The sequence below is a fragment of the Enterobacter pseudoroggenkampii genome (assembly GCF_026420145.1).
Classification (GTDB): domain Bacteria; phylum Pseudomonadota; class Gammaproteobacteria; order Enterobacterales; family Enterobacteriaceae; genus Enterobacter; species Enterobacter pseudoroggenkampii.
Genome location: NZ_JAPMLV010000009.1, coordinates 58,064 through 77,321, shown reverse-complemented (window position 1 = coordinate 77,321; position 19,258 = coordinate 58,064). Strand labels below are relative to the sequence as shown.

Genomic DNA, 19,258 nt, shown 5'->3' with positions numbered 1-19,258 from the left:
GAATCAGACAATGAAAGCAAACAAATTAGCCGCATTAATAGTTACAACATACATTGGCTTTATTTCAACGGCGCACGCTTCGGCCCCTCAGCCGGTATTCAGCCCGGAGCAGGAGGCGCGTATAGGCGAAATCACTGCCGGCTATCTGGTATCTCACCCGGAGATTCTGGTGACCGTCAGTAATAAGCTGCAGGAACAGCAGGAGGCTCGTAAGCAGAAGATGTTTGCACTCAACGTGATGGAGAATCAGGCGAACCTTCTGCATGATCCGGACACTCCGGCTTACGGGCCTGATAATGCAAAGGTCGCGGTGATTGAATTCTTTGATTACCAGTGCGTGTTCTGCAGCCGTTTCGCGCCGGAGCTGGAGAAGGTCATGAAAGCGCAGCCGGACGTCCGCTACCTCTTTAAGGAGTGGCCAATATTTGGTGGTCGCTGGGAAGCTTCACTTCAGGCTGCACAGCAGGGGCTGACGGTCTGGCAACAGAAAGGGCCGCAGGCCTATGTCACCTATCACAATGCCATCTACGCCACCGGCCATAATGAAGGCAAACTGACGGCGCAGGATATTCACGGGGCAGCGTCAAAAGCGGGGCTGGCCGTCCCAGCTCCTGGCGACCATACCGCGTCCCTTGAGAAAAACAGTAACCTGGCTGAGGCGCTGGGACTCACCGGAACGCCGGGGATCATCGTCATGCCCGTTAGCGGAGCGACTCCTGACACCATCACGGTTTTCCCGGAAGCCGTTACCGATGACAGGTTGTTGTCTGCCATCCATAAAGCCAACTTGGATAAATGATGTGCGTTGAAGACGATCTCAAACCAGAAATCTAATCAGCACATTTTATATCGATAACAGGACATAATAAAAAGCCCAGCATATAGCTGGGCTTTTTATATCATCGCATGAGGTCTGGTTACCTCATGATCATAATTACTATACAGCCGACTGTTGGTCTTGCTGTTTACGTTTGGCGTCAAGCGCCTGCAACTCACGGATCGATAAGAACATAAAGCAGGTTCCGTATTCATCCGGAGTGTCTTCAACCAATGTAAAACGATGCCGCTCGTAAAACTTCACAACATCTTCCTTAGCATCAAGGACAACACCCTTGACGTCATTGGCAATTGAAGCAACATCAAGTGCATGGTCCAGAGCCACACCAAGCAACTGCTTACCCCAGCCGTCTTTTTGATACTCTTTAGTAACGGCAATCATAGATATCTTTACTACGGGCACTGCCTTAGGAAGCGAGTAGGGAAACGCGTCCCCAGGCAGTTCGTCCTTTCCCGTAAGATGGAGATGAACGCTGACAAATCCTGCAATCCGTTCTTCTTTATTGGGGTCAAGAAGAACAAAGATTTTTTTGTTGTCGCGTTCACCGTCTCGCTTAAGGTTACTTTTAACGTAGTCATTAATAACCTTATCTCCACAATCAAAATCTTTAACCCCTTTGTAAGAACTGCCTTTCTTAAAGGCTTCAATTACAAAGGGTTTTGGTTCAGTATTACCTTGTAACATAGCGGCGTTTCTCCACCATTAGCCGCTCCAGCTCATCATCCTTGTCCGTGACAGGCGCATCAATTAGTGCGTTCAGTTTGTTCCACGCTTCCTCTGTCAGCAAACGCATGCGTTGTTTTTCAAGCGTTTTCTGTGCTAGTTCAGTGGCAGCCAAAACAATAAACGAACTCATATCAACTCCCATTAAGGAAGAAGCGGAACGTACTTTTTCTTTGAAATCCGAAGTTGTTCTCAACTCCAGGCGTGTATTTTTAACTTCTGAAGTAGGAAAAATACCTACTTCTTTTTCATTGAGCGCGGTGGCCGAAGCCAAACCTTCAGAACCACCACGTAAGTGGTTGTTTCTCATAATATAAACCTTATAGAAAAATAAAAATGTAGTGAGCCTCCTTAACGTTTATGAGTATCTTCGGTGCCTGCAGAAAGATGTTGCGGGCCGGTTTATTTTGGATTCATCTAAATCTGTAAAAAGCTCTCTATTCAAAATGTTTGCACGGATTGTGTATGAGGACATGTTTGGATTCCTTAAGTAGATTGATCGTTTTCTAATACAAGTCATTGAATTAATTATAAATATGAATTTAATTAAAATTTAACGTTTCTGGTACGTACAATGTACGGTTTTAAAGATACAGGTTAAAAATGAATCTGTCAAACGTCCGGACAATGCCCGTACGTTAGATGGGCGATGATTACACCTGTCCCTTTTTCCGGGAGCACCCAGAAAACTGTTGAGATATTAGAGGCCTGATGTTCTATTTTGACAAAACTAAGAAACTGCCCTCAGATGCCAGGTACATCTTCAAGGGGGAGTTTGAAGTACATTAAGCCTGTTTTTATAGAGGTTTGCTGGAACAGGGCGACTATTAATGGAAAAGCGTGATGAACATCAGGCGGTCAAGTGAGTTTTGATAAAAGGATCTTAAGGTGAAATTTTTACACAAATTGAATATTACAGTGTCTGATATCCTCTCACTCTTGGCATTAGTGATTTCAGGTGTGGCCGCGTACTTCACCATTCAGGCTGATTTCCGCTCACAAAACACCGACAGGCAGGTATCTCTGGTGGTCATGGAATCCATAGGGGATAAGTTAAAGCGCTATGCTGAAAATGCTAATTCTTCGTATCGCCTGCTGCGCGCGTACAGGGAAATGGCGTTTGAATACCCTGAAAAACAGGTCACCTCAGAGAAACTTACTCTCGAATATCTTGAAAAACAAAGTACGCGGGATGTCACATTTTCCGAGGACCTGCTGCTCTCGCTGGCAAAGAGTGAAAGTGAAACTGCACAGAAAATTGCCCGCTGCTATTCGCAATACGAAAGTACAGTTAATGATGCAAAACAGTTTTCCGGCACAACACCTGAGACGCTGACTATTCCACAACACATGACGCTTGCAGTCATGTTGTCCCGCTTCAAAAAAGTCAGTGATGCCTGTGAAGACGCGGACAAAAGTTTGTCGCTGCATATTGCCTCACAGGCTCCCATCCGGGGGACGCTTGGTGAGCTGGAAGAAGCTCAGGTATTGGTGCTTGAAGGAATGTTCCATCCCAGCAGCGGAAAAAGGATTGTATCATCCCAAAATGGGCATGAGGGACATTAGCTTCGGGCATGACATTCGCGCAAGGTCGAGTGAAAACACGGAAGAATATAATACTGTCCGAACGTCTTCATTCCGGCGGTGCAGCTACAACCACAACGGCATCTGGCCAGTGTCAGAAAACCACCGACCATCCACAGATCCAAACCACCCCCGTTTCAGAAGGGAAAGCAGGATGGTCGGCGGCCTCACTTTATCGCAAACCCTGCCGCGGTGCCACAGGCATTGTAGCCCGGACGGGGTCCGGCATATCATCATGTTAAGTTAATATGATATTAACTTAACATGATGACCTCCAGATATCCTGTGCCGTGTCAGATCAGGTCCAAGCGATCGCGGGCCGTGCGAAGGCGCGCTTCGCCGCGGCGATCGTACTGCTGGGTGGTGGTGACGCTGGCGTGGCCCATCGCATCCTTCACGGTAATCAGGTCTTCACCGTTATCCAGCATGGCCGTCGCAAAGGTTCTCCTCAAATCGTGCGGCGCGCATTTTGCAATCCCGGCCTGGCGCTGGCGGACCTGCAGGACATGGTACACCGCCTGGTCAGTCAGGCGGTCACTGGTCAAAGTGTCAAAGCGGCGGATACGGGTGAACAGCGGCCCGTCTTTTTCCCCGCGCACGTCGCCGATCCACATTCTGAGGCGCTGCCAGGTGCCGGCCGGCATGTAGGCCAGCCGTTCCCTGTTCCCCTTGCCCAGCACCCTGAGCGCCCGCTCATCTGTGACAACGTCACTCAAATCCAGCCCCACGGCCTCCGAGCGGCGCAGGCCGCAGCCGAGTATGACTGCCAGCATCGCCGCATCTCGGAAACCGATACTGGAATCATCGGCCTCGCAGGCAGCAAAGAGCCCGCGGATCTCATCCGGCGGCAGGGCCCGGCCGCGCGGAAGTCGGCTGCCGCGCATGTTACGCACCGCCCGGATGTGCTGGAAGCTCTCGACGTCCATCAGCCTCAGCATCCAGGCTTCCTTCGCCACGCCCTTCAGTGCCGAAAGATAGGTGTTGACCGTGGCGGTGGCCCGGCCGGTGTCGCGCAGCAGCTCGGTCACGGCCATCACGTGATGGCGCCGCAGGCTGCCCCAGTTGCAGGACTCCAGGGACGCGGCGCCGAGCATGCCGGAAACAATGCTCAGGAACGAGGCCATGGTCTGCCGGCTGCGGGGGGAATTGAGGGAAAGCAGGTAGGCCCGGGCCGGGCTGACCGGAGCATTATCACCGGCCAGCGCCGGCAAAAACGCCTCACCGGGTGACATGACGGCTGCGGGCAGGCTCAGCTCAGGTTCGTCGTCGGGCATCAGGCTCATGTCGGGCTCCGTCCGGGCCGGAAAGCGTCCGGCGCGCTGCGTGAAAAATCGGGGAATAGTATATGCCAAAGCGTACTGCAGAGAGTCTACTTTTTCAAAGGTACATTTTAATAAGTAGAATAATTGATGATTTCCGCCAAACCTCCTGCTATAAATGTGTATATTACTGATATATAATTTAAAAATGTTAATTTATACATAGCAATGAAAATGAGTAGGGTTAAGAAATGATACATGTAATGAACTATCAGTTTGTTGTATTCTTTAATCAACATATTGTCAGGCCGGATACTTTTTTTAATCTTTTAAATGAAGGGATAGGAAACTTATTTGACCGTATGCCACAAATAATACCGTTACCTACTGAGGTCCCACCTGAGATTCCAAGGGTAACTGCCACTAATTCAAGTGACACATACTTAATGAATGTTTCACTGAACAGATTTGACTTCACGATGAATGTTGCTGATTCTAAATTCAAAGAAGATGAAGCAATGAGTGATTTTATATTGAAGTTAAAACTTATTGTTAAAAATATACCCAATAATTATGAAATTAATAGAATTGGTATGGTTGGAAACTATTTTGAACTTGAAAAAAACCCTGCAACAGCACTTGCAAAAAAACTCTCCCGTAAAGATTTAGGTTTAGTAAATGAATTTAATTACCGATTTAATAAGGTAAACCAGGAGTTCGGGTTTGATTTCAACCATATCTATTCATTTGGGAATGCTATAATCAATACCAGAGGGGTAGATGCTGAAGCTATTTTTATTCAGAAGGATATTAATAATAATCCAACTGATGAAGTTTTCAAAAAAGAACTAATATCAGATATTTTAATGAAAAAGATAAAGGAGTTGACTCCTGAAAGTTTAGGAGGGATCTATTGATGGCAGCCCAGCAGAAACCTTCATCATCTAGTACCCTTTTTGGGGGGCCTCAAATTAACACAGGTAGTTCATCTGTGTTACAAATTGATGCCGCGTGGATGGCATTTGAAAAGATGCTTGAGAAAAGGCTTGAGGAACTAAAACCTAAAAGCCCTTCGCAAATTAAGGCAAGTGGAGATAGTCGCAATAAAACAATTGTGATTTCTGCATTGGTTTGCATACTTGCTTTAATAATTATATACATCGGGGCCATTTACATTATAAACTCGCAGGCAGGCAAAGAGTTCACATCCTCGCTTATGCCTGTGATAACAGCGATCATCAGTGGGGTATTGGGTTATCTATCGGGAGAAAAATCCTCAAAATAATTAACTTTAGGCCGCCAATATGTATAAGGCGGCCTAAAATCCTTTGGGAACAAAAATTATTTACTGAATAAACTCTGAACATTTGAGTCGCAAACATCGAATTCCTCATTAGCATAATGTCATGGCGCTCATCAATCTGATTTGAATGAACTGGAAAGAATGGTGTTTACTTCTTTATTTTTTTGAGAACTAAAAAATATTACAGTGTCTCTATATTTTTCAGAACTCTCTATTTTTAGGCGGAACTTAATGTTAAAGTCTTGCATACTCATGCCAGGAATGATTTTTCGACTTATTTGTATTTTTTTACTTTGCATTGAAGGTATAAGCGAATTGCTTGTTTTCCCTTCATATGCAAAATACTTTTGATTCAAAGACTCGTTTAGCTTGACATATTTTTCGTAGTCAGAATAAATAAACTTATCAAAAATAGCATTGTATTCTTTAGTGTAACTGTCTTCATTTCTTGGGATGAATGAAATATTCACAATCAAGTCCAGCTTTTCCCGGGCCTGCGTGGGGCCAAAATCGCGGTAGCGTTCTCGTATGATACTCAGTGCTTGGTCAGTAAATGACGCAGGCAACAGGCGATTACCAGTGCAACCGCGACTCAGGTTGTTCATTCCAAGCGGCCCGGACTGACTATAACGTTTCAGCAGACGGCTGCAATGACGTGGCGTGATGCCGAGCATCTCCGCAGCCTGAGCGGGTCGTAAATTACGTTCTATGACATCCTGAAGGATTTTGAGGCGGTTGATTTCTTTCACGGTGAACATCCCGGCGTCATATATAGCCATAGAAAACTCCTCATCAGGAAAAGTGAGTGGTTGACCAGATATACAGATTCGAAAACGATAGCCTGGACATTCCAATGAGCCACAAATAGACATTAGCATTGAGCCATTACAACTCTAGTGCGCATAACAAAGATTATGTTAAACCAATTGTTTATACTCTTTAATATCAATGCTTTAGTGTAATACGCATCCCTTTCTTGCCAATGAATCTATTGCGGCAGCTTGAGAAACAGAGTCCGTTCCTGGGTTTGCGATGCCTTAAAACCATGATGAAGATAAAACCCTTTGGCTTTTTCTGTCAGCGCATGAACCATAATTGCACGAACGCCTATATTTTCAGCCACACGATAACAGCGCAATACTGCATCGTGCAGTAAATCAGCCCCCAGCCCTTGTCCACGGAATGAGACATCGACAGCCAGGCGAGCAAGTATGATTACCGGGATTGGATCTGGCATATTGCGCCTGAGACTTCCCGTCGCTTCCACATGGTTAACACTGCCTGTGGCCAGGGAGTAAAAACCGGCAACCTGTTTGGTGCTAGTTTTACAAACAACGAACGTTCTTGCGGCACCAAGAGCCTGATTTTTTAACCCTCGCTGTTTAAGCCAGTCATCGAGAACGGCCTCCCCGCTGACGAACTCAGCCAGTTGATGTGAGCTGGATAAAGGTTCCGGTGCTGTTACACGTCCCACTGAGGTTTCCTTGCCAGCAGTTTATTGATGGCAGCGTCATCCGCAACTGGCGCATCGAGCATATCGATAAACTCTGCATACTGCTCATCATTAAAATTAAATACACGCCGATCAAGGATCACATTCTCCGCAGCCTGGCATGCCATTTCCAGAATGAAGTCCGTACGTGATTTATGAAGTATCTCTGCAGCAGCATCGATGAGTGCTCTTTGAGATTCTTTGGCTCTGAGATTGAGCTGAACATCTGATTTCATCATTGCACCTCTTGTATAGCAATTGCTTTACAAGCTTAACACAGGAATAGTGTATAGCAAATGCTATACACATTTTTTCACTGTAGATATAAGCCGAAAGCATCACAGTGTAACGACCTGAGTTAAATGCCCTGAACGCAGATTTCTCTTCTCTCGGCTGGTTTCCCAGATTACACATAATGCCCTGACATTTCAGCGATCTCTGTCGGTTAAAAATATCTTAAGGACAATATGCTCGCGCCGATGGATGGTAATCTGGCCTAACATCTGGAAAATTAACTTACGAGAAGGTAGTATTTGGAGCGTCAGCAATCGTCTTGTGGTGGGACAGATTGTTGATTCAGATTACTTTTGTGACCTAATTCAAACTGACGGTTTGACTGCTTTGTGGTGAGGCAGGTTGGAGACAAAGATGGTTTTACGGAAGAAATGCGGACTTCCGGAAACAAACAGGGACAGGACGTGTCCGTTAAAACGTTCAGGAGCAGGTAACGGGATTTCCCGGAGCCTGAATGCACAAACCCCCCGATAACTGTCATCATCTTGGCGGAAGACACAGGTATCAGGGGGTCCAAAAGCAGGCGCGTTGCCTGTGAAGGATTATAACGCATGCACCACATAACACAACACCCGGCCGCCATAAGAACAGGCCGCCGTGAATGACAATCAGATTTCTGTTCACTGGTCAGATCTACCGAAAGATGAGCTAACCCGTTTCTGGCAGGATGTCGATGCCGGCACTCAGGGTAATTTCCTCATTGCACCGGTCAAAAAACTGACCCGCCGCAAACGCGGTGAGCATTCCACAAAAGCCAAATGTGAGAACCCGGCCTGGTATCGCCCGGAGCATTATAAAAAGCTCTCCGGACAGCTCGGTTATGCCTACAATCGCCTGGTGAAAAAAGACAATGAAACCGGGCAGGTCAGCCTGCGCATGCATGTTTCTCGTCACCCTCTCTATGTCGCCGGCCGCCGTAAAGCGGGACGTAAATATGGCTTCCGTCCGGAACGTCAGCGCCTGCTCGATGCGCTCTGGCCAGTGCTCATCAGCTTCTGTGATGCCGGCAAGCATACTGTCGGCATGTGTATCTCCCGTCTTGCAAAAGAGCTGAGTGCAAAGGACGCCAAAGGCAATGTCATTCCGGAAACGGAGGTGACGGTGTCACGCCTTTCACGGCTTATTGAGGAACAGGTACGGTTTGGCGTTCTTGGCCTTGCGGAAGAACGCACCTGGGATCGTGAATCCCGCTCCTGGCTGCCAACGTATGTCTATATCACCCCCGTGGGATTTCAGATGCTGGGCGTCGATATGGACAAGCTGTTTAAAGAGCAGGAAAAGAAGCTCCGCCAGAGCGCCGAGCGTGAGCAGCTGATCCGGGAAGGGGTGATGAGCGAACATGATGATGTTCAGCCCCATTCCGCGCGGAAATGCTGGTCCGGCCGTAAGCGCCGGGAGGCACTCGTTTACCGTCGGAAAAAAGGCGCGGAGCGTAAACGTGCCAACAATCTGATTAAGCTGCCGGCAGATGAACGACTCCATGCAATGTCTGAATGGATTTACCGCACCCTGCCGCCTGACGAAGCGTACTGGTGCACATCTGAGCGCCTGAAGGCTCTGGCCATCCAGCATCTTTACCAGCTGGATCTGGCGCTTTCTCCACCTGACTAGTCACAGACGAAACAACAGTTTTTCTGTTTACAGGCCCCTCACCGGGGCTTTTCGTGCTGGTTTTTTTCGGCCATTCTGCTCATTTTTCAACCTTTACTCCTTTCTCCTTCCGGTCACCATGACGTTCTGCCGGTCGTTATGGTCCGCAATGGCCACCGTCTCTTTTTTTTACACAGAAATTCGCAAACGAATAAGTGAAGTAACCCGGAAATGAATAAAAGACATTCCGCAAAATAGTCTTACTTCACCGTTTTTATCTCTCTGTTCATTACATTCCAGAGTAGATCTTTGTCTTCGGCCACTCTGTGGATAACGTAAAATGCCTTCGCATGCACCTGCCTCACGGCCGCGCGCTCAGAACGAAATCAAAAGTACCTCCCGTCGCAGGCGCCGGGCCCCGTCCTGGCCAGAACCCGACACTGCATATTTACCTGACCCCTGCTAAACCGACGCCGCCCCGGCCCGAAGGGCCGGAACACCCTCGCTTTAAGAGGGATGTTGTAACTAGAGGTAAGAGCTGCTGCAGTTAGCGTCGCGGCAAGCCAGCTGTACACGCTCGTAAGCGCCTCACGGCGCTAACGCGGAGATACAGCCCGTCAGCGGCCTCTGGCCTCGACGTGCTAACTCCGACCGCGCACATCCTACCAGGCGTGGCGGTTAACGGGTATGGCTTTGCAGGGTAAGGGATGGGACAGGCAGAACTTTTCAAACCGCAGCGGCTTACGCCGGTCACGGCGCCCGTCGACTTTCTCTCCCTGTCTGGCCTCAGCTGGCGCCTCCATGCCGCGATGCGGCCTAGTGAGTTCTGCAGGGCAGCGTGCCCTTTTTTTGTTGTCAAAACTCGTTTCGGGAATATGCTTTCAGAAACATATAAGCGAGGCGATAAAATGGACACGTTGCTTTTACCCGGCCAGAATCCCCGTGCCTGGGCCGAAACCATGATAAACCTTGAGGCCCGGAAACTGGTGAATACGGCCAACACGGTGGCGGCTATGCATCTCCAGGATGGTTTTATCCGGATTCAGTTTGTGGATGAGATCAGGGCATTCATCATGGCCCAATTTGAGGCCGCGCGCCGGGCGAAAACGGATGATGACTGTATGGCCTGTCTGCGGGCCTTACGGGCTGAAAATACCAGCCTGCTGGAGCAGTCCCGATCGCTCAAAACCGGCTATGCAAAACTCTATGCTGAGGTGAAGGTTGTCCGGGACGAGAACAAAATTGTGGGCTACATCATTTCAGCGGTCGACGTCGTGGTGGCCGGTGCGGCCATCTTTGGTGGGATCGTCATGATGTCCTCAATGACGCCGGTGGGCGTGGTGGCCGGCGCGGTGATTGTCGTAAATGGCTTTAACACGATTTCACGGGAAGCCGCGCACAACCTCCTCGGTGATAAGCAGACGGAGGGAATATTCGCTGACGGCTCGATGGAGATCGCTGAATTTCTGGGCTTCAGCCGGCAGCAGGGGCTGGGGACGTATAAGGCTGTCACACTCTTCAGCGAAGTCTACGGCGCGTATGGCCTGAGGCTGAAACCCGAAGCACAACGGCTGTGGTACTGGACCAGGCCAGATTTCTTCAGGAAAGTATCCGGCACGCCCCGTTCCGTAATGGCGCTTAAAATTGCGGGATGGGGGGTTAAAGCCAAAGTGGCGCTTGATTTACTGACTATTGAGCCTTCCGGGAAATAGTTTTCTGCAGGCGGAAAGCTTTCCAGCCCAGCGCAGGTGGAAAGGTCACCCAGGCAATGATCAGGACAACAAGGGAACTCATGCCCCCGGAAAGAATGTGTGTCCGGCTGCCGGCGATGAGGGTGACCAGCATAACCAGAACCAGCGCGACCGTGATCCATGCCGACACCCGGAAGCGCCGTGAGAGCGCTTCGATGAGATGCTGCATGGTGCCTCCGCCTGCTGCAAGCCGGCCCTGTAAGTTGTCCACTTCGCTCTTGCTGAAACCTGCCTCAAGCAGGTCTTTCTCACTGATAGCCATTACGTCCTCCCTAATCAGGCGAAAGTATACTGTATCAGACCAATAATCCCCAGGTGGCCAGCGTAAGCATAGTAAAAGAAATTACGCGGCATGAAACGCTGGCGGCCTTCCGGACAGATTTCCCTGCAGAAACAAACCACCACCAGGGGGAATACCAGAGTAGGCAGCGTGGCCAGTAATAATGTTTCTGCGGGCATATCCAGGAGATGCGATAACCCGTTTAAACAAATCTGTGACAGCACGGCAGTGATGGCTGCCAGCCGCTGCACTCCGGGTGTATCGCTGCCAGAAACCGTTGCCATACTGATGGCCAGCGTTATTCCTGCCAGCCCGTAGCTTGCCGGCTGCAGTGGCCAAATCATGAGGGCCAGGAGCAGATATCCGGCGAGCATTCCTTTCCGGCCGTGCCGGTACTGCAGGGCAAGCAGCTGCGTGACGCCGGCAAACACGAACAGAATGTTCAGGGCCCACCAGGGCTGGTGATGGCAGAAGGCCAGGCTGAACATCGGCTGCGTGATGACTGCCCAGACCCACAGACGACTGGCTCTCTTCTGCAGTCGTTCCGGGGTACGCTGTACGTTCATCGCCCATATAAGCGTGAACAGGGGGAAGGCCATCCGGCCAAGCGCATACATCACCGGCCAGGCTGGCGACAGAAACACCGTATTGGTGTGGTCGATAATCATGGCCAGAAGTGCGAGAAGCTTGACCATATCGAGAGCAGCGGGACTGAGCTGGCTGGCGTTCCGGATAGTGGGAAGAACGTCGGGTACTGAACGATTCATGCTGTATATTCCCCTGGCGACACGCGGTTAACAGCCAGCCCTGAACATAATGCCAGAATGCCCTGCCGGTTTGCGTTGTGACCCTGACCCTGAGTTTCTCCAGAATCTTGCGCACCGCAAATTCTGATTTATCACGCAGCACGCGCATTGCACCTGCCACATCCTTATTCTGAATACAGATATTTAAAAAATGAAAATCGTTCATCACTCTCCCTTCCTTACTATATATATCGGCAAAGATATTGATATATTTAGATTAAGGAGTGTAATTGGTTATTATTTTACCATATTTTGCAGGGGCAGATGTTTTATAATTATAAAATATGCTGCTGCAAAATAACTTCATATACATCTCAACCAAAAACCGGTTATACCTGGCTGATATCCGAAGAGGGAGCTGGATGAAGCTTTGCATAATCTTCTCGAAGCGATTTTGCCGCGGGTTTCCAAGCTTTCGCCCACTCATCATCCATTCTTCCTACACCTACAATCTTCAGTGCGACAGCATAGGGAGTACGCCCTTGCTGCTTTGAAAGCCACAGGATGTGATCATCAATTCTGTCATCAGGTAAATCGTCGATAATGGAATGGATAACATCGAGGTCCTCTGGCAGCCACGGCTTTCCTGTACGGGGAAACACCAGGTCCGGTTCGCGCGGTTTCTTTAACTTCTCGTTTTTAGCGATCTGCCTGGCTTCTTTCTCCGCAGAAACGAGTCGTAGTCGCTCCTTAAGCCCACCCAGTGTGGCAACCGTTTTAATTAAATTTTCTCGCTGTTCGCGAGTAATACTTTGCTCATCGCAGATAAGGTCGTTCAGGGTATCTATGAGTGTATCCACACGATTTTCTGTTAATTTCATTTCCAGCTCTCGCTTAAGGCTATAACTCAGCATTCTATTAGATATCTATCCGATTTCGCATCCCTGTTGATCTCTTAAATACAGTCCATAGTCTCGATCACTAAGCAGGCAATCCTGATGTAAAAATAATATACTGATGTAAGAACAAATCTTACATCAAGAAACGGAGGGGTTATGGCACGTACGATGACGGTGGACGTGGGTGAAAAGCTGCGCGAATTTATCGATTCTCTGGTTAAAGCCGGTGATTACCGTACACAGAGCGAGGTCATGCGCGACGCGCTGCGGCTGCTGCGCGAAAAGCAGGCTGAATCCCGTCTTCAGGAACTGCGCGATCTGCTGGCCGAAGGGATAAGCAGCGGCAAGGCGAAACCATGGAACAAGGATGCATTCCTGAATAATGCCAGGGCCAGGGTGGTAAATGAAAGAGATTGAGCTGACTCCCAAAGCAGATGTCAGGGACGATTCCTTCTAAATGAAGGATTGTGTGGCACCGTCCCTTCCTGACTCACGAGATAACATCCGTTTCATCCTTATCGTAAATATTGAAATTATTGAATTCAGAATCAACAAGTTACAACTGTCGTATGCTTCGCAACCTCGGCAATACCGTCTTTATCAGCAATATCATTCGTTATCAGCGCGGTAATCTCAGACCAGTCGCAGATCTTAAATAAGCTACTTCGTTGGAATTTAGTATAATCGCCCAGGATATATTTCTTCTCGGAATGGGCAATGATCGTTCGATCCAGAAAGGCATCCGAGGAGGACGGAGTTGATGGACCTGTCATATTGTTGAAGCCATCAGTGCCGATGAAGCAGAGATCAACGTTAATATCATTAATCATTGACACAGCCCACCCACCAAAGACAGAAGAGCTTTTCTTCCTCAGTTCTCCGCCGAACAAAAAGACCTGGTTTTCTGACTCGATCAGCACGCTGGCCACGGGCAAAGAATCGGTAAAAATTTTAAAGCCAGATTTCATGCACAACAAATTGGCCAGTTCATAGTTAGAACTCCCGGTACCAATGATCATTGAGCTATTGGGGGGGATAAATTCCAGAGCTTTTCTGGCTATGGCTTGTTTGAAAGTACTGTTTTCCTTTTCCCTGACCTGGAAAGGATGCTCGACAGCGCCCTGTTTTAATGTCGCCCCTCCGTGGCTTTTAACCAGCAGACCTTTTTTTTCAAGATGGGTGAGATCTTTACGGATGGTTTCATAAGTGACCTCATACTTTTTGGCAAGGTCGCTAACATAAACGGTACCCGCCGAAATAATCTCTTCAAGGATCAACTTTCTCCTTTCTTCAACCAGGTACATCCTTCCCCCTATAACCTTTCAACTCAATGTAATGAAGCGAATCATAGCACATAAGATGCAAACTAAAACAAACCAAAGGGAAAGATGAGTAGCCAGAGTTCTGGGAACTGTCGTTCGTGAGAACAAGGGTTAAATTCATTAAAACTCATTAAAATCAGATGATTAATAAATTTACATCAATTTACATCAACACAGCCGGTAAATCTCTCCCTCCTGTATAACACCATTAAATTGGCTAATATTAGCTTTTGTTGGTTTTTAATTCAATATAAATCAATAAGTTATAAATTTTGTGATTTTGATCTCAGTTGACAACCAATATATACCAACATCATACTTGGCTTAAGTTCTTAATGACAGGTTGTTTGAGATGAAAACGAAAATTGCAATCGCATGTGATGATGTTGGATTTGATCGTAAGGAGGAAATTAAAAAGTATCTCGAAGAAGAGAAAAATGCCGAGGTCGTGTACGATCCCGTGAAACGCAAAGAAGACGGTTTCAACAATTTCGCTCGTCTTGCGGATGAAATGGCAGGTGTGATTCAGCGGGACGAATGCCGCCTCGGTATCTACATTTGCGGTACCGGAATTGGCTTTACATGCCAGATAAATAAGCACTGGGGGATCCGTGCTGTCGCCGTCACCAATCCCTACTCGGCCAAGCGAGCAAGACTCAGTAACAATGCACAGGTGATTGGACTTGGCTGCAGAGTTAATGATCTTGAATACACAAAAATGATCGTTGATGCCTGGTATGACAACGCGTTCGACTTTGCAACTGCAAGGGAAAATTCCAAAAAGAATCTACTGGAAGCAGAACGGAGTGACAACGCATTACTGACGAAACCTGAAGATGTTCGATGGAATATGGGTTTCAGACCAGATGATGAGAAATCTGAGGGCTAAAAAATGGAACTGATCACACAGTTTATCAATGACCTGGGTAATTTTATTTTTATACCGGTCATCTTCCTTATTCTGATGAAACTTCTGGGGCGCCCCCTGTCAGAGTGTATATCATCAGCCATTAAAGTCGGCATCGGCTTTATTGCATTAACCATGACCATCAAGCTGATGCTTGAAAAAATGCAGCCAGCGGTTACGGGACTTGCTGAGGCTACCGGTTCCTCACTGAGCGCCATTGACGTTGGTGGCGCAGCCACCGCCGTAATGGGTTTTGGCTCAAACATGGGGGCGATAATTATTCCTCTGTGCGTTGCCGTGAATATTGCCATGTTGGTGGCCCGTCTAACGGACTGTGTAAACGTTGACGTGTTTAATCTTCATCAGAATGCCTCTATGGGAGCGATCGTTGGGGTTTATTCCGGCAGCTTCCTTTATGGTGTTCTTACGGCTGCATTGTTCCATGTCTGGGCACTTATTGCGGCTGACCTGGGTGCCAAAAACAACGAGAAATTCTTCAACCTGCCAAAAGGCGTTGCCATCTCCCATCCGGTTGCAAATACCTATTTGCTTTTCGCTTATCCGTTTAACTGGATCTACGATCGCATACCTGGGTTCCGTAATCTGAACGTTACAGCGGAAAGCATTCAGAAACGCTTTGGTATCCTGGGCGATCCGACCATGGTTGGTTTCATTATTGGTATTCTTCTTGGCTTCTGTGGTTATGGTTGGGAATCTCCGTATCACACCATTATCGCCAGCCTGCAGCTGGGTATGTACCTTGCCGCAGTGATGCTCCTGCTGCCACGCATGACCTCAATCATGATGGAAGGTCTGGTTCCGTTGTCCAACGTGGCGCGTAAGAAACTGGTTAAACGTTTCCCGGATCGTGAGATCACTGTCGGGATGGATACCGCGTTGATTGTTGGTCATCCTTCAGTTATTGCGCCTGCACTGCTGCTGATCCCGGTCATTGTTATCCTCGCCGTTGTTCTTCCTGGCAACCGCGTGATGCCACTGGGGGACCTCTCACAGTTCGTATTCTTTATTGCCTGTATGGTGCCTGTTTTTAATGGCAACATTATTAGAACCTGGGTGACCTCCATCATCCTGTTTGGCAGCGGCTTATACATCGCTTCCTGGATGGCTCCGGCAACGAATGAAGTGTTCCAGAAATTCGGCACAAATCCTGATGCCAGCGTGATGTACTCATCGCTTAACCCGTCAGCTAACCCGTTCACCGGCCTTTTTGCTGGCCTCAGCCATGTTGGTATCGCAGGCTATGCTCTCGCCGCTGTGTTGTTGTTGTCCGTAGGCTACTTACTCAAACAGAAAGCGCGCCGTCAGTTGAAAACTGAGGCAGAAAAAACGGCTTAAAACCTCAGAAGGTACCTGAAAATGAAAAAGATTTTAGTTGTATGCGGAAACGGTATTGCCTCCTCTTCCATTATGGTTTCTGTCCTGCAGGACTATCTGAAAGAACAGAATATCGAAGCGCAGGTAGATAAATCCTCTTTAATGGCCTGTACCACGGACACGTTTAACAGCTATGACCTGATCGTTTCTTCAACCAAGCTGGATAACCCGGGCATCACCACGCGTGTGATTGTGGGAGCAGGCCTGTTAACGGGTCTGGGCGAAGATGAAATCTTTGATGCTGTTAAAGAAGAAATGCTTGGCCAGGTGAAATGATGAAACTTGAGATTCTGGTAAACGACGTCGAGGGTACGATCGCTGACTGGCATGCTGCAATTGAGTTTGCAGGCCAGAAGCTGCTGGAAAAAGGCTATATCACGCCCGTCTATATACAGGCCTGCCTGGAGCGTGAGAAGACTTATCCAACCGGTTTATTGATGGCGAACGGTCAGGGCATTGCCATTCCACATGCGGACTATACGCTGGTAAAAACCAACAGCATAAGCATTGTACGTTTTGATAAAGAGGTCGTGTTTGGTCAGATGGAAGATGCTGACCTCACAGTAGAATGCAGCATTATGTTTAATCTCGCATTCGCCACAAGCGATCAGCATATGTCTGTGCTGCGTCGACTCTTTACGCTCTTCCAGGATATTTCGTTCATCGAGTCGTGCCGTAACCTTAAAACGCACGAAGTCGGGAAATATGTTGAAGAAATGCTTGCCGCATCCTGATAAACAAAAGGCAGATATACCCTGTCTGCCTTTTTCAATAAAAGAATGACCATAATGAAAAAGTACTCCCTCGTTTTGAAAGAGTTATCTTCACTTGTGGATAAAATCGATGAGAAAGAATTTAGCACACTTGTTGATTCTATTATTACTGCCGGTCATGTATTTCTTGCCGGTGCTGGACGTTCAGGGCAAATGATAAACGCTTTTGCTAACCGGCTGATGCATCTTGGCCTGTCCGTCAGTGTGGTCGGGGAAATCAGCGCTCCACATTCCCGCAAAAACGACCTGATGATCGTTGGTTCAGGCTCCGGAGAGACCCAACGCCTGATCAACCAGGTGAAAATTGCTAAGAATAATGGCGTTTATATTGCGCTCATCACTACCTCACCAGATTCAACTCTGGCGACCCTGGCGGATTACGTGCTCACTATCCCGGCAGTCCATAGCGTTCAACCGATGGCCTCTCTCTTCGAACAGGCTTCCCTGCTGACCTATGACAGTATGGTTCTGGCATTAATGGCCAATCTTAATGAAACGAATGAGACAATGAAGGAACGGCACGCCGATATTGAGTGATACAGGCGAGGCAAAGTACAAGCGGCTATTACCCCAGGAGCCTAATAGCCGTATCAAAATCAGCAATCAGCACATTTAAGAGCGTCAATAATACCTTCGTCTTTTTCGCCCCCAACGACCCCAATCAGTTTCTTTGTCGCACACAATTGATACGCTGGCATGCTAAAATCAGAACTGTTCAGCGTCCTATCCAGTCTCTCTGGTCATAGTGTTTCGTCATCCTGTTCTCCTGGCTACATTGTTGCGGCTATGGTTCCGGTAGAACTGGCACTCAATGCGTTGCTTATGCGGCTAAGCCCTTCGGCAAGCACGGCGCGTGGACAAGCCAGATTAAGACGTATGTACCCGTCTCCGTTACTGACAAACATTTGTCCCCCTTCAAGCAATACACCCGCATGTCTGGCAAAAAAGAGGGTTACTTCTTCCTGATTACTGACATCCAGCAGAGGAGAGATATCAATCCATGCCAGATAGGTCCCTTCCGGAATGATAAAACGGGCCAGCGGATGATATGTCCTCAGATAGTCCTGTAGAAAACGGAAATTCTCGTCAATGTAGAGCCTGAGCTGAGTCAACCACTCATCGCACTCGGACCAGGCGGCCTTGTTAGCCACCAGACTCAACGGTGAGATAAAATCATCATGCAGGCGAAGCCATTCTGCTCTCACTGAGGCATCAGGGATCATGATATTTGCCAGCAGATTACCCGCCAGGTTGAACGTCTTGCTGGTCGACATGCAGGTGATAATTTTATGATTTTCAGGAAAGACTGACGCGGCGGGAATATGCGTGACGCCCGAGCGGGATAAATCACAGTGTATTTCATCAGAAATAACCCACACATCATGTTTAAGGCATAACGTTATCATTTTCTGCAACTCATCACGTCGCCAGACACGTCCGGTGGGATTATGCGGGTTACAGAGAAAGAAGGCTTTAATTCGCTGCTGGTCATCGCTCAGGGCTTGTTCCATTGCCTCAAAATCTACCGCCCAGTGGCCTTCGTTATTTCTAAGCGGGCAATCGACGACGCGACGACCGCTATAGTCTCCGGCTTTTTTAAACGGTGCGTAAGAAGGGGTCAGGATGAGGATGCTATCTTCTTCGTGGGTGAGTAACGGCACCAATCGGTTAAGTGCAGGGATAATACCGGGGGAGAAAACAATGCTTTCTTCCTGAAACCGGTATCCGTAATTCCTTTCACACCAGGCCCCAAAAATCTCATAGTAGTCCCTGTCATAAACGCGGGTGTAGCCAAGAATTTTTTTATCTAACCGGGAACGTATGGCTTCAAGCACCGGCTCGGGGGTGGAAAAAGCCATGTCTGCTACCCAGAGGTTTATAAAACCAGTGGCCGGTACTTCCGGCACGGGACTTTCATGGTCACCGAACATATATTCGCGCCAGCCGTCGACGGTTAAGCTATCTGTTCCAGTCCTGTCCACTACTTCATCAAAATCGTATTTCATAGAGGTTACCCGGTTAGTTTATCCAATGAGGTTACAGCGCCACTGACTTTTGCTAACAATTAGATATTCCATTGCTTTAAAACCTAAAAAACCATT

Annotated in this window: 23 protein-coding genes; 12 read left to right on the top strand and 11 right to left on the bottom strand. The window is 48.1% G+C overall.

Translation table 11 applies throughout. The annotated features are described in order from the left end of the window. Positions 1-10: 10 nt before the first annotated feature. Positions 11-799 (top strand): DsbA family protein, encoded by a 789-nt coding sequence (locus OTG14_RS22565; protein WP_232946159.1) that lies wholly within the window; start codon positions 11-13, stop codon positions 797-799. Positions 800-937: 138 nt separating this feature from the next. On the opposite strand, the gene OTG14_RS22560 is transcribed toward OTG14_RS22565, so the two are convergent. Both OTG14_RS22560 and OTG14_RS22555 read right to left on the bottom strand, forming a co-directional pair. Beyond that, complete coding sequence (locus OTG14_RS22560) at positions 938-1,522, bottom strand: GNAT family N-acetyltransferase (protein ID WP_136487025.1); 585 nt, start codon at positions 1,520-1,522, stop codon at positions 938-940. Beyond that, complete coding sequence (locus OTG14_RS22555) at positions 1,509-1,871, bottom strand: type II toxin-antitoxin system TacA family antitoxin (protein ID WP_136487027.1); 363 nt, start codon at positions 1,869-1,871, stop codon at positions 1,509-1,511. Before OTG14_RS22555 ends, OTG14_RS22560 begins: the two co-directional genes overlap by 14 nt. A gap of 578 nt (positions 1,872-2,449) precedes the next feature. Between OTG14_RS22555 and OTG14_RS22550 the strand changes: the two genes are divergently transcribed. Next, positions 2,450-3,127: a hypothetical protein gene (locus tag OTG14_RS22550; RefSeq protein ID WP_232946158.1), complete on the top strand. Its 678-nt coding sequence runs from the start codon at positions 2,450-2,452 to the stop codon at positions 3,125-3,127. Between the two features lie 311 nt (positions 3,128-3,438). Here the strand turns inward: OTG14_RS22550 and OTG14_RS22545 are convergent, their stop codons facing one another. Next, positions 3,439-4,428: a tyrosine-type recombinase/integrase gene (locus tag OTG14_RS22545; RefSeq protein ID WP_232946156.1), complete on the bottom strand. Its 990-nt coding sequence runs from the start codon at positions 4,426-4,428 to the stop codon at positions 3,439-3,441. A gap of 239 nt (positions 4,429-4,667) precedes the next feature. Between OTG14_RS22545 and OTG14_RS22540 the strand changes: the two genes are divergently transcribed. Both OTG14_RS22540 and OTG14_RS22535 read left to right on the top strand, forming a co-directional pair. Beyond that, positions 4,668-5,321, top strand: coding sequence for a hypothetical protein (locus OTG14_RS22540; RefSeq protein ID WP_248215633.1), 654 nt, complete (start codon positions 4,668-4,670; stop codon positions 5,319-5,321). Continuing rightward, positions 5,321-5,689 carry a hypothetical protein gene (locus OTG14_RS22535; protein WP_248215632.1) on the top strand — a complete coding sequence of 123 codons (369 nt, stop codon included), beginning with the start codon at positions 5,321-5,323 and terminating at the stop codon, positions 5,687-5,689. Before OTG14_RS22540 ends, OTG14_RS22535 begins: the two co-directional genes overlap by 1 nt. 131 nt (positions 5,690-5,820) lie before the next feature. Here OTG14_RS22535 and OTG14_RS22530 read toward each other — a convergent pair whose 3' ends face one another. The 3 genes from OTG14_RS22530 to OTG14_RS22520 form a co-directional block, all read right to left on the bottom strand. Then, positions 5,821-6,486 (bottom strand): helix-turn-helix domain-containing protein, encoded by a 666-nt coding sequence (locus OTG14_RS22530; RefSeq protein WP_248215629.1) that lies wholly within the window; start codon positions 6,484-6,486, stop codon positions 5,821-5,823. Between the two features lie 209 nt (positions 6,487-6,695). Continuing rightward, complete coding sequence (locus OTG14_RS22525) at positions 6,696-7,181, bottom strand: GNAT family N-acetyltransferase (protein ID WP_063136862.1); 486 nt, start codon at positions 7,179-7,181, stop codon at positions 6,696-6,698. Next, the gene (locus OTG14_RS22520) at positions 7,169-7,435 is read right to left on the bottom strand and encodes a type II toxin-antitoxin system TacA family antitoxin (RefSeq protein ID WP_014172304.1); all 267 of its coding nucleotides are present in this window, start codon (positions 7,433-7,435) and stop codon (positions 7,169-7,171) included. Before OTG14_RS22520 ends, OTG14_RS22525 begins: the two co-directional genes overlap by 13 nt. Positions 7,436-8,090: 655 nt before the next feature. Between OTG14_RS22520 and repA the strand changes: the two genes are divergently transcribed. Then, on the top strand, positions 8,091-9,104 hold the full coding sequence (gene repA / locus OTG14_RS22515; protein ID WP_267215780.1) for a plasmid replication initiator RepA: 1,014 nt from the start codon (positions 8,091-8,093) through the stop codon (positions 9,102-9,104). A gap of 887 nt (positions 9,105-9,991) precedes the next feature. Beyond that, positions 9,992-10,795, top strand: coding sequence for a DUF4225 domain-containing protein (locus tag OTG14_RS22510; RefSeq protein WP_267215779.1), 804 nt, complete (start codon positions 9,992-9,994; stop codon positions 10,793-10,795). Here the strand turns inward: OTG14_RS22510 and OTG14_RS22505 are convergent. The 3 genes from OTG14_RS22505 to OTG14_RS22495 form a co-directional block, all read right to left on the bottom strand. Then, on the bottom strand, positions 10,773-11,096 hold the full coding sequence (locus tag OTG14_RS22505; protein ID WP_015572034.1) for a hypothetical protein: 324 nt from the start codon (positions 11,094-11,096) through the stop codon (positions 10,773-10,775). The genes OTG14_RS22510 and OTG14_RS22505 overlap by 23 nt on opposite strands. Positions 11,097-11,110: 14 nt before the next feature. Further along, positions 11,111-11,881 (bottom strand): TraX family protein, encoded by a 771-nt coding sequence (locus OTG14_RS22500; protein WP_119916845.1) that lies wholly within the window; start codon positions 11,879-11,881, stop codon positions 11,111-11,113. 368 nt (positions 11,882-12,249) lie between these two features. Continuing rightward, a complete protein-coding gene (locus tag OTG14_RS22495) occupies positions 12,250-12,774 on the bottom strand; it encodes a hypothetical protein (RefSeq protein ID WP_119916846.1) in 525 nt (174 codons plus the stop codon). Positions 12,775-12,915: 141 nt separating this feature from the next. Here OTG14_RS22495 and OTG14_RS22490 point away from each other — a divergent pair, with 141 nt between their 5' ends. Beyond that, a complete protein-coding gene (locus tag OTG14_RS22490; protein ID WP_267215778.1) occupies positions 12,916-13,176 on the top strand; it encodes a type II toxin-antitoxin system ParD family antitoxin in 261 nt (86 codons plus the stop codon). Between the two features lie 131 nt (positions 13,177-13,307). On the opposite strand, the gene OTG14_RS22485 is transcribed toward OTG14_RS22490, so the two are convergent. Then, positions 13,308-14,063: a DeoR/GlpR family DNA-binding transcription regulator gene (locus tag OTG14_RS22485; RefSeq protein ID WP_007374403.1), complete on the bottom strand. Its 756-nt coding sequence runs from the start codon at positions 14,061-14,063 to the stop codon at positions 13,308-13,310. 370 nt (positions 14,064-14,433) lie between these two features. Between OTG14_RS22485 and OTG14_RS22480 the strand changes: the two genes are divergently transcribed. From OTG14_RS22480 to hxlB, 5 genes are read left to right on the top strand one after another with little or no spacing between them, the layout of a single operon-like run. Beyond that, positions 14,434-14,970, top strand: a complete 537-nt coding sequence (locus OTG14_RS22480; protein ID WP_004105507.1) for an RpiB/LacA/LacB family sugar-phosphate isomerase — start codon at positions 14,434-14,436, stop codon at positions 14,968-14,970. A gap of 3 nt (positions 14,971-14,973) precedes the next feature. Beyond that, on the top strand, positions 14,974-16,344 hold the full coding sequence (locus OTG14_RS22475) for a PTS galactitol transporter subunit IIC (protein ID WP_007374402.1): 1,371 nt from the start codon (positions 14,974-14,976) through the stop codon (positions 16,342-16,344). A 21-nt stretch (positions 16,345-16,365) separates the two neighbouring features. After that, positions 16,366-16,659 carry a PTS sugar transporter subunit IIB gene (locus OTG14_RS22470; RefSeq protein ID WP_007374401.1) on the top strand — a complete coding sequence of 98 codons (294 nt, stop codon included), beginning with the start codon at positions 16,366-16,368 and terminating at the stop codon, positions 16,657-16,659. Continuing rightward, the gene (locus OTG14_RS22465) at positions 16,659-17,117 is read left to right on the top strand and encodes a PTS sugar transporter subunit IIA (protein ID WP_007374400.1); all 459 of its coding nucleotides are present in this window, start codon (positions 16,659-16,661) and stop codon (positions 17,115-17,117) included. The genes OTG14_RS22470 and OTG14_RS22465 overlap by 1 nt, the downstream gene beginning before the upstream one ends. A 54-nt stretch (positions 17,118-17,171) precedes the next feature. After that, complete coding sequence (gene hxlB, locus OTG14_RS22460; protein ID WP_007374399.1) at positions 17,172-17,693, top strand: 6-phospho-3-hexuloisomerase; 522 nt, start codon at positions 17,172-17,174, stop codon at positions 17,691-17,693. Between the two features lie 233 nt (positions 17,694-17,926). Here the strand turns inward: hxlB and OTG14_RS22455 are convergent, their stop codons facing one another. Beyond that, complete coding sequence (locus OTG14_RS22455; RefSeq protein ID WP_252797911.1) at positions 17,927-19,162, bottom strand: MalY/PatB family protein; 1,236 nt, start codon at positions 19,160-19,162, stop codon at positions 17,927-17,929. Positions 19,163-19,258: the final 96 nt, after the last annotated feature.

What these genes read in the sequence shown, in the direction of transcription:
- hxlB (WP_007374399.1), top strand. Translation starts at nt 17,172, where the DNA reads ATGAAAAAGTACTCCCTCGTTTTGAAAGAGTTATCTTCACTTGTGGAT.
- OTG14_RS22535 (WP_248215632.1), top strand. Translation starts at nt 5,321, where the DNA reads ATGGCAGCCCAGCAGAAACCTTCATCATCTAGTACCCTTTTTGGGGGG.
- OTG14_RS22545 (WP_232946156.1), bottom strand. Translation starts at nt 4,428, where the DNA reads ATGAGCCTGATGCCCGACGACGAACCTGAGCTGAGCCTGCCCGCAGCC.
- OTG14_RS22530 (WP_248215629.1), bottom strand. Translation starts at nt 6,486, where the DNA reads ATGGCTATATATGACGCCGGGATGTTCACCGTGAAAGAAATCAACCGC.
- OTG14_RS22540 (WP_248215633.1), top strand. Translation starts at nt 4,668, where the DNA reads ATGAACTATCAGTTTGTTGTATTCTTTAATCAACATATTGTCAGGCCG.
- OTG14_RS22490 (WP_267215778.1), top strand. Translation starts at nt 12,916, where the DNA reads ATGGCACGTACGATGACGGTGGACGTGGGTGAAAAGCTGCGCGAATTT.
- OTG14_RS22510 (WP_267215779.1), top strand. Translation starts at nt 9,992, where the DNA reads ATGGACACGTTGCTTTTACCCGGCCAGAATCCCCGTGCCTGGGCCGAA.
- OTG14_RS22485 (WP_007374403.1), bottom strand. Translation starts at nt 14,063, where the DNA reads ATGTACCTGGTTGAAGAAAGGAGAAAGTTGATCCTTGAAGAGATTATT.
- OTG14_RS22480 (WP_004105507.1), top strand. Translation starts at nt 14,434, where the DNA reads ATGAAAACGAAAATTGCAATCGCATGTGATGATGTTGGATTTGATCGT.
- OTG14_RS22455 (WP_252797911.1), bottom strand. Translation starts at nt 19,162, where the DNA reads ATGAAATACGATTTTGATGAAGTAGTGGACAGGACTGGAACAGATAGC.
- OTG14_RS22470 (WP_007374401.1), top strand. Translation starts at nt 16,366, where the DNA reads ATGAAAAAGATTTTAGTTGTATGCGGAAACGGTATTGCCTCCTCTTCC.
- OTG14_RS22520 (WP_014172304.1), bottom strand. Translation starts at nt 7,435, where the DNA reads ATGAAATCAGATGTTCAGCTCAATCTCAGAGCCAAAGAATCTCAAAGA.
- OTG14_RS22555 (WP_136487027.1), bottom strand. Translation starts at nt 1,871, where the DNA reads ATGAGAAACAACCACTTACGTGGTGGTTCTGAAGGTTTGGCTTCGGCC.
- OTG14_RS22495 (WP_119916846.1), bottom strand. Translation starts at nt 12,774, where the DNA reads ATGCTGAGTTATAGCCTTAAGCGAGAGCTGGAAATGAAATTAACAGAA.
- OTG14_RS22465 (WP_007374400.1), top strand. Translation starts at nt 16,659, where the DNA reads ATGAAACTTGAGATTCTGGTAAACGACGTCGAGGGTACGATCGCTGAC.
- OTG14_RS22505 (WP_015572034.1), bottom strand. Translation starts at nt 11,096, where the DNA reads ATGGCTATCAGTGAGAAAGACCTGCTTGAGGCAGGTTTCAGCAAGAGC.
- OTG14_RS22500 (WP_119916845.1), bottom strand. Translation starts at nt 11,881, where the DNA reads ATGAATCGTTCAGTACCCGACGTTCTTCCCACTATCCGGAACGCCAGC.
- OTG14_RS22475 (WP_007374402.1), top strand. Translation starts at nt 14,974, where the DNA reads ATGGAACTGATCACACAGTTTATCAATGACCTGGGTAATTTTATTTTT.
- OTG14_RS22560 (WP_136487025.1), bottom strand. Translation starts at nt 1,522, where the DNA reads ATGTTACAAGGTAATACTGAACCAAAACCCTTTGTAATTGAAGCCTTT.
- OTG14_RS22565 (WP_232946159.1), top strand. Translation starts at nt 11, where the DNA reads ATGAAAGCAAACAAATTAGCCGCATTAATAGTTACAACATACATTGGC.